This window comes from Alloalcanivorax marinus (assembly GCF_016906305.1).
Classification (GTDB): domain Bacteria; phylum Pseudomonadota; class Gammaproteobacteria; order Pseudomonadales; family Alcanivoracaceae; genus Alloalcanivorax; species Alloalcanivorax marinus.
Genome location: NZ_JADDOL010000009.1, coordinates 95,841 through 107,655 on the forward strand (window position 1 = coordinate 95,841; position 11,815 = coordinate 107,655).

The following is an 11,815-nucleotide window of genomic DNA, read 5'->3' on the forward strand; positions in this document are numbered from 1 at the left end:
TCAATGGCTGCGGAGCCGTTGGCGAGGTATCGGTCTCCAGCGGGGCCGCTCAGGTGCGATCTCCAGCGTTGGGCCGGAGGGTCGCGGTGGGGGAGGTGGGCGGCACTGAGTGTGCCGCCCCGGATCATTCCGCCAGTTCAGGTCGATCGGCGAAATGCGCCAGCGCCTCCGGGTTGGCCAGGGCGTTGCTGTTGCGTACCTCCCGGCCATGCACCACGTCGCGGACCGCCAGTTCCACGATCTTGCCGCTCACCGTGCGCGGAATCTCCGGCACCGTGAGAATCACCGCCGGCACGTGGCGCGGGCTGGCGCCGGCGCGGATGGTGGCGCGGATTTTCTTTTGCAGCTCATCGGTCAGCTCGACACCGTCGGCGGGCACCACGAACAGCACCACCCGCACGTCGCCCTGGAACTGCTGGCCGATAACGATGGCCTCGCGGATTTCCTCCAGGGTTTCCACCTGCCGGTAAATCTCGGCGGTGCCGATGCGCACGCCGCCTGGGTTGAGCACGGCGTCGGAACGGCCATGGATGATCAGGCCGTCGTGGCCTTGGTGGGCGACGATCTCGGCGTAGTCCCCGTGGGCCCAGACGTTCTCGAAGCGGTCAAAGTAGGCGTCGTGGAAGCGTTCCTCGTCGGGATCGTTCCAGAACGCCACCGGGCAGGCGGGGAAGGGCGCGCGGCACACCAGCTCGCCTTTCTCGCCGACCACCGCTTCGCCGTCGTCGTTGAACACCGCCACGTCCAGGCCCAGGCCCAGGCATTGCAGTTCGCCCCGGTACACCGGCACCACCGGGTTGCCGAGGGCGAAGCAGGAGAGGATGTCGGTGCCGCCGGAAATGGAGCTCACCAGCAGATCCGCTTTCACCTGTTGATAGAGAAAATCGTAGCTCTCGTGGAGCAGCGGCGAGCCGGTGGACATCAGGGTGCGCAGGCTGGACAGATCGTGGCTGTCCTTGGGCACCACGCCGGCTTTTTCCACCGCCTGCACGAACTTGGCGCTGGTGCCGAAGTGGGTGATCTTCTCGGCGTCGATCAGATCGAACAGGCGGGCCGCGTCCGGGTAGGCCGGGTTGCCGTCGTACAGCACCAGGGTGGCGCCGGTCTGCAGGCCGCTGACCAGCCAGTTCCACATCATCCAGCCGCAGGTGGTGAAGTAGAACAGCACGTCGTCGGCGCCCAGGTCGCCGTGCAGGCGGTGTTCCTTGGCGTGCTGGATCAGGGCGCCGCCGGTGCCGTGCACGATGCACTTGGGGGCGCCGGTGGTGCCGGAGGAATAGAGAATATAGAGCGGGTGGTTGAACGCCAGCGGTTCGAACTCCGGCAGCGGGCCGGCGGCGTCCAGCCAGTCGCGCCAGTTGAGCGCCTGGCGCACCCGGGTGGTGTCGCCGCGACCGGGGATGACCACCAGCAGTTCCGGTTTGAGGTGATCATGGAGGTCGTGGATACGCTGATCCAGCTCGATCCATTTGCCGTTGTAGTGATAACCGTCGCAGGCGAACAGCACCTTGGGCTCGATCTGGCCGAAGCGGTCGAGCACGCCCTGGACGCCGAAGTCCGGCGAGCAGGATGACCAGATGGCGCCGATCCAGGCGCAGCCCAGGGCGGCGATCACGGTTTCGATGCGGTTGGGCATGAAGCCGGCCACCCGGTCGCCGGGCTGAATGCCGGCGGCGCGCAGCTGGGCGGCCACCTGGCCGGCGGCCACGCGCAGGTCGTTGTAGCTGATTTCATCGCGCCGGCCGGCTTCGTCCACGCTGATCAGGGCCGGGTGGGTGTCGTCGCGGGCCAGCAGGTTCTCGGCCATATTGATGCGCGCGTCCGGAAACCAGCGGTTGTGGCGAAACACCGGGCTGGGTTCCAGGACCCGCTCGCCCTTGTGCCCTTGCAGCTCGCAGAAATCCCAGACCAGATTCCAGAACGCCTCGGGGTCGCGCACCGACCATTGGTGCAGGGCGCGGTAGTCGTCCAGGGTCTGGCCGGTGAGAGCTTCCGCCTGTTCGCGGAAGGCGCTGAGCTGGCTGTGCTGAAGCCGCTGAGCGTCGGGCTGCCAAAGCGGGGATGGGGCTGTTGTCATTCTTCCTCCGTTTCAAAGTCCACCAACAAGGTGCCTTCAGAAACGCTGTCTCCGGCTTTCACGAGGAAGGCCCGCACGGTGCCGGGGGCACTGGCGCGCAGGGTATGTTCCATTTTCATGGCTTCCAGCGTGATCACGGCCGCGCCGGCGTCCACGGGGTCGCCTTCGGCCACATGGCAGGTCACGATGGTCCCGCTCATGGGCGCGCAGAAATCCCCCGGGCCGCCGGCTCGCTCGCTCTCCCGAGCCGGGTGCGTTTCGATCTGATAGTTCTGTCCGTGGACGAACACCGTCAGGCGCCGGTCATCAAAGGAAAAGAGGGCAAGACCGGAAAGCCTGTGCTCACCCCAGTGCAGGTCGAAGCGATCATCGTGCCGATGCAGCGTCCAGGGGGCGGAACGATCCGCCACGCTGGCCCGATCGTCGTCGAGCACCACGGTGAGGGCGTGTTCATCCACGCGCAGCGGCACCAGGGTACGCCGCCGGCCCAGCGGACGCCAGGCGTTCAGCGCGGTCCAGGGGTCGGTACCGTCGGCGGGCGCGGTGGCCACCAGGGCGGCGCCGGCCACCGCCAGCAGGGCCGGGTCCGTGGCCGGCGCCTCCAGCAGGTGCGGATGACGCTCCAGCAGGCGGGTGTCCAGCTCGGCGTCGGCGAAGGCCGGATCGCAAAGCACCCGGCGCAGAAAGGCGGCGTTGTGGTGGGGGCCGGCCAGCGCCAGCTGGTCCAGAGCGCGCACCAGCCGGCGCCGGGCCTGATCGCGGTCGTCGCCGTGGGCGATCAGCTTGGCCAGCATCGGATCGTAATAATCGGAAACACTATCGCCTTGCTCCACGCCGGCGTCCACGCGCACGCCGTCGGGCCAGCGCAGCTGCGTCACCGGGCCGGAGGAGGGCAGAAACTGCTGGTAGGGATTTTCCGCGTACAGGCGCACTTCCATGGCGGTGCCCTGGATGCGCAGGTCGTCTTGGGTCTTGGGCAGGGGCCGGCCCCCGGCCACCGCCAGTTGCCAGGCCACCAGATCCTCGCCGGTGATCAGCTCGGTGACCGGATGCTCCACCTGCAGGCGGGTGTTCATCTCCATGAAGAAGAACTCCCCCTCCGGCGAGAACAGAAACTCCACGGTGCCAGCGCCCCGGTAGTCGATGGCGCGGGCGGCGCGCACCGCCGCCTGGCCCAGATCATGGCGTTGTTGCTCGCTGAGACCGGGGGCCGGGGCCTCCTCGATGATTTTCTGGTGACGGCGCTGCACCGAGCAGTCGCGCTCGAACAGGTGCACCGCGTTGCCGTGGCCGTCGGCGAACACCTGCACCTCCACGTGGCGGGCGGTGGGCAGGTAGCGCTCCAGCAGTACCCGGTCGTCGTCGAAGGCGTTGCGCGCTTCCCGGCGCGCGGCGGCCAGGGCCTCGTCGAACCCGTCAGCGCTCTGCACCGCGCGCATGCCCTTGCCACCACCGCCGGCCACCGCCTTGATCAGCAGCGGGAAGCCGACCCGGTCGGCCTCCGCTTTGAGGGTGGCGTCGCCGGCGCCTTCCCGGTCGAAGCCGGGCAGCACCGGCACGCCGCTTTCCGCCATGCGCTGGCGGGCGGCGGCCTTGTCGCCCATCAGGCGGATCGAGTCCGGCGAGGGGCCGACGAAGATCAGGCCGGCCTCGGCGCAGGCTTCGGCGAAGGCGGCGTTCTCCGAGAGAAAGCCATAGCCGGGGTGGATCGCGTCGGCGCCGCTTTGCCGGGCGGCGGCCAGCACCGCCTCGATATTCAGGTAGCTGTCCCGGGCGCTGGCCGGGCCCAGGCGCACCGCCTGGTCCGCCTCGCGCACATGGGGGGCATCGGCGTCGATGTCGGAGTACACCGCCACCGTGGTCAGGCCCAGGGCGCGGCCGGTGCGGATAATGCGCCGGGCGATTTCGCCCCGGTTGGCGATCAGAAGGGTGTCGATGGCGGGCATGGTCAGTTCCGGTCCGGTTTCCAGTTCGGTGCGCGTTTTTCCAGAAAGGCGCTCAGGCCCTCCTGGCCCTCGGCGCCGGTGCGCAACTCGGCGATCAGGTCGGCGGTGTAGTCGATCACCGCGTCGTCCACGGCGCTGCCGTCAGCCCGGTGCACCAGCTCCCGGGCGCGGCGCTGGGCCCCGGGGGCGCCGTCCAGCAGGGCGGTGATCAGGCGCGCCACGGTGGTGTCCAGGTCCACCGCCGGCACCACCTCATGGACCAGCCCCAGCTGGCCGGCGCGGGGCGCGTCGATCACCTCGGCGGTCATGAAATAGCGGCGCGCCTGGCGCGGGCCCATGGCGCGCACCACATAAGGCGCGATCACCGCCGGCAGAATGCCGAGCTTCACCTCGCTCAGGCAGAAGCGCGCGTCGTCGGCGGCCACCGCCATGTCGGCGGCGCAGATCAGGCCCAGGGCGCCGCCGAAGGCGGCCCCCTGGACCCGGGCGACCACCGGCTTGGCGGCGCCGTCGATGGTGCGCATCAACGTCGCCAGACGGCGCGCGTCGGCGCGGTTGCGGTCCGCGTCCAGTTCGCCCATGGCGCGCATCCAGTTCAGGTCGGCGCCGGCGGAGAAATGCCGGCCCGCGGCGTCCAGCAGGATCACGCGGGTGTTTTCATCGTCGCCGGCCCGCTCAAACGCCTCGATCATGGCCTCGATCAGGGTGTCGTCGAAGGCGTTGCGTTTGTCCGGATTGTTCAGGGTGATGCGGGTCACCGGGCCCTGGTTGGTGCTGGTTATGGTCATGGTTCGCTCCTCCGCCTTTACATCCGGAAAACGCCGTAGCGGGTGTCTTCGATGGGCGCGTTCAAGCTGGCGGAAATCGCCAGGCCGAGCACGTCGCGGGTGTCCGCCGGGTCGATAACGCCGTCGTCCCACAGCCGCGCGCTGGCGTACCAGGGTTGCGCCATGGTTTCGTACTGCTCGGTCATGTCCGCCTGGAAGCGGCGCGCTTCCTCCTCGTCCCAGTGCTCGCCTTTCTTTTTCAGGGCCGCGGCCTTCACCTGGGTGAGCACGCTGGCGGCCTGCTCGCCGCCCATCACCGAGATGCGCGCGTTGGGCCACATGAACAGGAAGCGGGGGTCGTAGGCGCGTCCGCACATGCCGTAATTACCGGCGCCGAAGCTGCCGCCGGTGATTACCGTGAACTTGGGCACCCGGGCGCAGGCCACCGCGTTGACCAGCTTGGCGCCGTGTTTGGCGATGCCTTCCGCTTCGTATTTCTTGCCCACCATGAAGCCGGTGATGTTCTGCAGAAACAGCAGCGGAATCTTGCGCTGGTTGCACAGTTCCACGAAGTGGGCGCCCTTCAGGGACGACTCGGAATAGAGCACGCCGTCGTTGGCGAGAATGCCCACCGGAAAGCCGTGGATGCGGGCGAAGCCGGTGACCAGGGTGGTGCCGTAGTTGGCCTTGAACTCGTCCAGGTCGGAGTCGTCGACGAGGCGGGCGATCAGTTCCCGGGCCGGCATCGGCGAACGGGTGGTGGGCGGAATCAGCCCGTACAGTTCATCGGCCGGATAGGCCGGCGGTCGCGCCGGGCGCACCTCAAGCTGATCGGGCTTGCGCCAGTTGAGCCGGGCGACGCAGCGCCGCGCCAGATCCAGCGCGTGGGGCTCGTCGTCGGCCAGGTGGTCGGCCACCCCGGACTGCTCGCCGTGCAGGGCGGCGCCGCCCAGTTCCTCGGCGGTGACGTCCTCGCCGGTGGCGGCCTTCACCAGGGGCGGGCCGGCCAGGAACACGGTGGAATGCTCGCGCACCATGATCACTTCATCGGCCATGGCCGGCACATAGGCGCCGCCGGCGGTGCAGGAACCGAGCACCACGCTGATTTGGGGAATGCCGGCGGCGGACAGATTGGCCATATTGAAGAAGATGCGGCCGAAGTGCTCCCGGTCCGGGAACACCTCGTCCTGGCGGGGCAGGTTGGCGCCGCCGGAGTCCACCAGATACAGACAGGGCAGCCGGTTCTCCGCCGCCACCGCCTGGCAGCGCAGGTGCTTTTTCACGGTGAGCGGGTAGTAGCTGCCGCCTTTCACGGTGGGGTCGTTGGCGACGATCATGCATTCCACCCCGGCCACCCGGCCGATGCCGCCCACGCAGCCGGCGGCGGGCACGTCCTCGCCGGGGTAGACGCCGTCGGCGGCCAGCGCCGACAGTTCCAGGAACGGCGAGCCCGGGTCCAGCAGGTGCTGGATGCGCTCGCGCACCGGCAGCTTGCCGCGCTCGCGCAGGCGTTGTTCCGCGGCCTCGCCACCGCCGGCGGCGATGCGGTCCAGTTTTTCCCGGAGCGTTTCGCGCAGTGCCAGGTTGTGGTCCCGGTACGCGGCGTACTCCGGCGCGCTTTTGTTGAGTTGGCTGATGATTTTTGGCATGGCTCAGGCGGTCTCGTTGAACAGCTCGCGGCCGATCAGCATGCGACGGATTTCGCTGGTGCCGGCGCCGATTTCATAGAGCTTGGCGTCGCGCAGCAGGCGGCCGGTGGGGTAGTCGTTGATGTAGCCGTTGCCGCCCAGGCACTGGATCGCGTCCAGGGCCATTTGCGTGGCGTTCTCGGCGCAGTAGAGGATGGCGCCCGCGGCGTCCATGCGCGTGGTGCGGCCGCTGTCGCAGTTGCGCGCCACCTGGTAGAGGTAGCTGCGGCTGGCGTTGAGGGTGACGTACATGTCGGCGATCTTGCCCTGCATCAGCTGGAACTCGCCGATCGCCTTGCCGAACTGCTTGCGCTCGTGCACGTAGGGCAGCACCACGTCCAGGCAGGCCTGCATGATGCCGGTGCAGCCGCCGGACAGCACGGTGCGCTCGTAGTCCAGGCCGCTCATCAGCACCTTGACGCCTTCGCCCACCCGGCCGAGCACGTTTTCCTCCGGTACCTCGCAGTTCTCGAACACCAGCTCGCAGGTGTTGGAGCCGCGCATGCCCAGCTTGTCCAGCTTCTGCGCCCGGGAAAAACCGGGGAAATCCCGTTCCACCAGAAAGGCGGTGATGCCGCGCGGGCCGGCGTCCGGGTCGGTCTTGGCGTAGATCACGTAGGTGTGGGCGTCCGGGCCGTTGGTGATCCACATCTTGTTGCCGTTGAGCACATAGCGGTCGCCTTTTTTGTCGGCGCGCAGGCGCATGCTGACCACGTCGGAGCCGGCACCGGGTTCGCTCATGGCCAGGGCGCCGATGTGCTCGCCGCTGACCAGCCCGGGCAGGTAGCGGGCGCGCTGATCGTCGTTGCCGTTCAGCCAGATCTGGTTCACGCACAGATTCGAGTGGGCGCCGTAGGACAGCCCCACGGAGGCGGAGGCCCGGGAGATTTCCTCCATCACCAGGGTATGGGCCAGGTAGCCCAAGCCGGCGCCGCCGTATTCCTCGCCCACGGTGATGCCGAGCACGCCCAGATCACCGAGCTTTTTCCACAGGGCATTGGGGAACTGGTTGTCGCGGTCCAGCTGTTCCGCCAGGGGCGCGATTTCGTTGCGGGCGAAGGCGCGGGCGCTGTCGCGCAGGGCCTCCAGGGTGTCGTCCAGTTGAAAGTCCAGGCCGCCGTTGAACATCTGTGTCTCCTGTCGGGGGAGCCGCGCGGATTGTTGTGAGTATGCGGGCTCGGCGTGTCGGTAAAGTCGGGCTCGTCAGAGCGTGGTCAGGGCCTGCCGGGTGCGGGCCTCGGCGTCGTCCAGTTCGGTTTGCAGCACGCGGATGTCCGCCAGCTGCCGTTCCAGTTGCGCCCGTTTGTCGGCGATCCGTTCCAGCAGGGCTTCGAGCTGCTGGCGGTTGTCGCTGGCCGGGCGGTACATGCGGATCAGGTCGCGGGATTCCGCCAGGGAAAAGCCCAGCCGTTTGCCGCGCAGGATCAGTTTCAGGGTGGTGCGGTCCGCCGGCGAGTAGATGCGGGTCTGGCCGCGGCGCCGGGGGCTGAGCAGGCCCTGGTCTTCGTAGAAGCGGATGGTGCGCGTGGTGACGTCGAATTCCCGGGCCAGCTCACCGATTGAATAGGTCGTGGTCATGGTCGGGAGAGTAGGGGAAGTTTACGTTAACGTAAAGTACCTCCAGCAGGGGGAGCGCCGTTGCGGGTGCCGGGCAAACTTCCCGGGGGAGGGAAATGGGAGAGGGGGCGGGGCTCTGGTCTGGTGGGGTGGGGGGTGTTACCTTTAGCGCCCGCTGGTTCCAAGGGTAGGGAACGGTGATTTACCGTAAAGATCGCAAGGTCCTCAAAAGAGTGGATTTCGGGGCCGCCAAGAACTCCCTGATGGGGGTGCTGGCGGCCCTTGTGGTTTACGCGCTGGTGATCGCCTGGGGCCGGGTGTACGAGGCGTTTCAGCTGGAGACGCTGCTGGTCGGCGGCGCGGTGGTGGTGGTGACCGCCTTCCGGCTGTGGCTGGTGGCTCGGTTCGACGCTCTGTACGGCGCCGGGCCGGCCCGCTGGCGCAAGCTGTTCGCCTTCGGCCTGATCCTGCATGCCCTGGTGTGGGGCCTGCTGCCGGCCTGGCTGGTATGGCGGGTGGGCACCGGCTTCAACTTCTTCGTGGTGATTCTCTACAACGTGGGGGTGACCACCGCCCTGGGCAGTTCCTGGATGGCCGGGCTGAAGGTGCGGCAGTTCTATATTCTGCTCATGTTCCTGCCGGTGATCGGCGCCCTGTTCCTGGGCGGCGGGCTGCGCGAATGGCTGCTGGCGTTGCTGGTGGCGGCCTATACCTTCTACCTGTTCCGCTTGTACCGTGGCCAGTACGAGCTGTTCTGGCATGCCGTCACGCGGGAACGCCGCAGCGGCGGCGCGGAGCGGCGCCGGGAGCTGCCGGCGAGCACCGATATCCAGCTCAGCCTGGTCTATCGGCTGGCCCATGAGCTGCGCACGCCGATGAATTCGGTGATGGGCATGATGTCGCTGCTGGAAGACACCCGCCTGGACGATGAGCAGAAGGAATATCTGCAGGTGGCGGGGCAGAGCGGCAAGCTGATGATCACCCTGATCGACGATGTGCTCGATTATTCCCGCATTCTCACCGGCCGCATCACGTTGAGCCCCGATTACTTCGACCTGCGCGGCGCCATGGAACAGATCCTGGAGGCATTCGGGCCCATGGCCCAGGCCAAGGGACTGGAACTGGCGGCGGTGGTGGACCGGCTGCTGCCCAAGCGGGTGCGCGGCGACCGGGACCGGCTGATGCAGGTGCTCACCAATCTGCTCAGCAACGCGATCAAATTCAGCGAGCGCGGCGAAGTGCGCATGGACGTGGACTTCACCGCCGAAGGCGAGCACGACGGCGTGCTGCGGGTGCGGGTCAGCGACCAGGGCGCCGGCATGGACACGGACACCCTCAAGCATCTGTTCGAGGACCAGTTTCTGGACGGGGCGGTGGACGCCTTCGCGGTGCGCCACACCGGTTTCGGTTTGCTGGTCTGCAAGGGCCTGATCGAAGCCATGGGCGGTGCCATCGGCGCGGAAAGCGTGGAAGGCGAGGGCTCCACGTTCTGGTTCACGGTGCGCCTGGGCATGCAGGCGGACATGAGCGAAAGCTCCAAGCTGAGCGGCGCCATGGCCGATATCCAGGGCGTGGTGGTGGGCGCCGGCGCCGGCTCCCTGGCCTGCCTGCAGGAAGAGTTCGAGGCCCTCGGCAGCCAGTGCCAGGGCGCCCGCGACTACGATCACGCGCTGCAGGCCCTGCGCGCCGGCCACCGGGAGCAGGCGGAGTTCGATCTGCTGCTGGTGGACACCCACGGCCGCCGCGAGCTGGCCCTGAATCTGTGCCGCAACGTACTCGAGGACCCCAGCCTGCGGCCGGTGAAGCTGATGCTGATGTGCACCATCGAGGAACGGGGCGAGCCCACCGTGCAACGGCTGGTGGACAAGCACGGCCTGGTCACCCTGGTGCGTCCGGTGCACCGCACCGGCCTGCGCATCGCCCTGGGCCGCCTGCTGGGCGTGCCGCGTTCGCAGCCGGTCCAGGACCTGCCCACGGAAACCCCGGAGGAGCGCCGGCGGCGCAAGCTCTATCGCCTGCTGCTGGTGGAGGACAACGAGGTCAATCAGCTGGTCACCCGGGGCATGCTCAGCAAACTGGGCTACCAGGTAAAAACCGTGAACAACGCGGAAACCGCTCTGGCCCTGCTCGACCAGGAAAACTTCGACCTGGTGCTGATGGACTGCATGATGCCGGATCTGGACGGCTTCGCCGCCACCCGGGATCTGCGTGAGCGCGAGCAGCGTGAACAGCGCCCGCGCACCCCGGTGATCGCGATCACCGCCAACACCGCCGAAGGGGCCCAGGCCCGCTGTCTGGCCGCCGGCATGGATGACTTTCTCGCCAAACCCGTGCATCTTCAGGAACTGGAGACGGTGCTGCGCCGCTGGCTGTCCCGGGAAGACGACAGCGCGGCGGAGGAACCGGACAGCCAATAGGACAGCGAACAGAAGGACCACCAATAACAAGAGGAACGTGCCATGAGTCGACGGGCCTTGCTGTTGGGCGCCACCGGGTTGGTGGGCGGACATTGCCTGCGAAAGCTGCTGGAATGCGACGACTATGAGGAAGTGCGGGTGCTGACCCGCCGGGCCGTGGGCCTGGATCATCCCAAGCTGGTGGAGCGGGTGATCGACCCGGCGGACATCGAGCAACATGGGGATTTTTTCGCCGTGGACGATGTGTTCTGCGCCCTCGGCACCACGCTCAAACAGGCCGGCTCCAAGGAGGCGTTCCGGCGCATCGATCTGGACCTGGTGATGCGCATCGGGCGCCTGGCCCGGGACGCCGGCGTGCAGCGTTTCCTGCTGGTGTCGGCGGTCAACGCCAACGCCCATTCGCCGTTCTTCTATGCGCGCATCAAGGGGCAGCTGGAGCGCGAGCTGAAAGCCCTGAAACTGCCGCTGCTGGCCCTGTTCCAGCCGTCGCTGCTGCTCGGTGAGCGGGAAACGCCGCGTCCGGTGGAAGCGTTCGGCATCCGCTTTTCCAAGATCGTCGACCCGATTACCCGCTGGACCGACGCCCACTGGCTGCCGGTAAGCGGTGAACGGGTGGCCGAGGCGCTGCTGGGCATGGCACTGATGGGGCCGGACACCGGCACCTATCGGGTGCGTTTCCGGGATTTCGTGGTCTATGCCGGCAAGTACCGGGACAAGTATCTGCGTTCGGCGTCCTGATCCGGGCGCCGTCGTCCATTACCCCGCCATCCGCTACTCACAAAGGAGAAACCATGAGCTTCGTCACCTGCGACCTGTGCGACGACAACGCCGACATCGTATCCGTGGTCACCGGGCTGCACTGGTTCAGCTACGGCGGCCGGGCCGCCTTTGGCGGTGAAATCGTCACCGTGAAGTGCTTCGAGGACAATTCCCGGGTCAAGGAGCATCTCGGCACCGACGGCAAGGGCAAGGTGCTGGTGGTGGATGGCGGCGGCAGCCTGCGCAACGCGCTGATCGGTGACATGATCGCGGAGAACGCGGTGAAGAACGGCTGGGAAGGCGTGATCATCCACGGTGCCTGCCGCGATGTGGACGAACTGGCGAAACTGGACATCGGCGTCCTCACTCTGGGCTGCGTGCCGATCAAATCCGTGCGCCGCGACGAGGGTCAGCTCAATATCGACATCACGTTCGGTGGCGTCACCTTCCGCCCCGGCGAATACGTTTACGCCGACAACAACGGCGTCATCACCGCCCCCCGCGCGCTGCTCTGAGCGCCGCCGGGGCCGCGTCCGCCGGCCCCGGTTTTTCCCACGTTTTGCGAAAATTTATAGTTTCCGGCCGCCGCCCGGGAGCCAGTCGG

General features: G+C 67.6%; 9 protein-coding genes. 3 read left to right on the top strand and 6 right to left on the bottom strand.

Annotation, left to right across the window (positions count from 1 at the left end; genetic code table 11):
- Positions 1-124: 124 nt before the first annotated feature.
- The 6 genes from IM760_RS09795 to IM760_RS09820 form a co-directional block, all read right to left on the bottom strand.
- Positions 125-2,077, bottom strand: coding sequence for an acetoacetate--CoA ligase (locus IM760_RS09795; RefSeq protein ID WP_204428735.1), 1,953 nt, complete (start codon positions 2,075-2,077; stop codon positions 125-127).
- Positions 2,074-4,023, bottom strand: coding sequence for an acetyl/propionyl/methylcrotonyl-CoA carboxylase subunit alpha (locus tag IM760_RS09800; protein WP_204428737.1), 1,950 nt, complete (start codon positions 4,021-4,023; stop codon positions 2,074-2,076). Before IM760_RS09800 ends, IM760_RS09795 begins: the two co-directional genes overlap by 4 nt.
- 2 nt (positions 4,024-4,025) lie before the next feature.
- Complete coding sequence (locus IM760_RS09805; RefSeq protein WP_204428739.1) at positions 4,026-4,811, bottom strand: enoyl-CoA hydratase-related protein; 786 nt, start codon at positions 4,809-4,811, stop codon at positions 4,026-4,028.
- A 17-nt stretch (positions 4,812-4,828) separates the two neighbouring features.
- Positions 4,829-6,439, bottom strand: a complete 1,611-nt coding sequence (locus IM760_RS09810; RefSeq protein ID WP_204428741.1) for a carboxyl transferase domain-containing protein — start codon at positions 6,437-6,439, stop codon at positions 4,829-4,831.
- A 3-nt stretch (positions 6,440-6,442) separates the two neighbouring features.
- A complete protein-coding gene (locus tag IM760_RS09815) occupies positions 6,443-7,606 on the bottom strand; it encodes an isovaleryl-CoA dehydrogenase (RefSeq protein ID WP_204428743.1) in 1,164 nt (387 codons plus the stop codon).
- 75 nt (positions 7,607-7,681) lie between these two features.
- Positions 7,682-8,056: a MerR family transcriptional regulator gene (locus IM760_RS09820; RefSeq protein WP_204428745.1), complete on the bottom strand. Its 375-nt coding sequence runs from the start codon at positions 8,054-8,056 to the stop codon at positions 7,682-7,684.
- A 176-nt stretch (positions 8,057-8,232) separates the two neighbouring features.
- Between IM760_RS09820 and IM760_RS09825 the strand changes: the two genes are divergently transcribed.
- Genes IM760_RS09825 through rraA form a run of 3 tightly spaced genes read left to right on the top strand, consistent with a single transcriptional unit; the run spans position 8,233 to position 11,726 of the window.
- Positions 8,233-10,452 carry a response regulator gene (locus IM760_RS09825; protein WP_338021390.1) on the top strand — a complete coding sequence of 740 codons (2,220 nt, stop codon included), beginning with the start codon at positions 8,233-8,235 and terminating at the stop codon, positions 10,450-10,452.
- Between the two features lie 42 nt (positions 10,453-10,494).
- Positions 10,495-11,190 (top strand): NAD(P)H-binding protein, encoded by a 696-nt coding sequence (locus tag IM760_RS09830; protein WP_204428747.1) that lies wholly within the window; start codon positions 10,495-10,497, stop codon positions 11,188-11,190.
- A 53-nt stretch (positions 11,191-11,243) separates the two neighbouring features.
- Positions 11,244-11,726, top strand: a complete 483-nt coding sequence (rraA, locus tag IM760_RS09835) for a ribonuclease E activity regulator RraA (RefSeq protein WP_204428749.1) — start codon at positions 11,244-11,246, stop codon at positions 11,724-11,726.
- Positions 11,727-11,815: the final 89 nt, after the last annotated feature.

Bases quoted from the DNA above. Each gene is read 5' to 3' on its own strand.
- IM760_RS09810 (WP_204428741.1), bottom strand. From the start codon at position 6,439: ATGCCAAAAATCATCAGCCAACTCAACAAAAGCGCGCCGGAGTACGCC.
- rraA (WP_204428749.1), top strand. From the start codon at position 11,244: ATGAGCTTCGTCACCTGCGACCTGTGCGACGACAACGCCGACATCGTA.
- IM760_RS09830 (WP_204428747.1), top strand. From the start codon at position 10,495: ATGAGTCGACGGGCCTTGCTGTTGGGCGCCACCGGGTTGGTGGGCGGA.
- IM760_RS09815 (WP_204428743.1), bottom strand. From the start codon at position 7,606: ATGTTCAACGGCGGCCTGGACTTTCAACTGGACGACACCCTGGAGGCC.
- IM760_RS09820 (WP_204428745.1), bottom strand. From the start codon at position 8,056: ATGACCACGACCTATTCAATCGGTGAGCTGGCCCGGGAATTCGACGTC.
- IM760_RS09795 (WP_204428735.1), bottom strand. From the start codon at position 2,077: ATGACAACAGCCCCATCCCCGCTTTGGCAGCCCGACGCTCAGCGGCTT.
- IM760_RS09805 (WP_204428739.1), bottom strand. From the start codon at position 4,811: ATGACCATAACCAGCACCAACCAGGGCCCGGTGACCCGCATCACCCTG.
- IM760_RS09800 (WP_204428737.1), bottom strand. From the start codon at position 4,023: ATGCCCGCCATCGACACCCTTCTGATCGCCAACCGGGGCGAAATCGCC.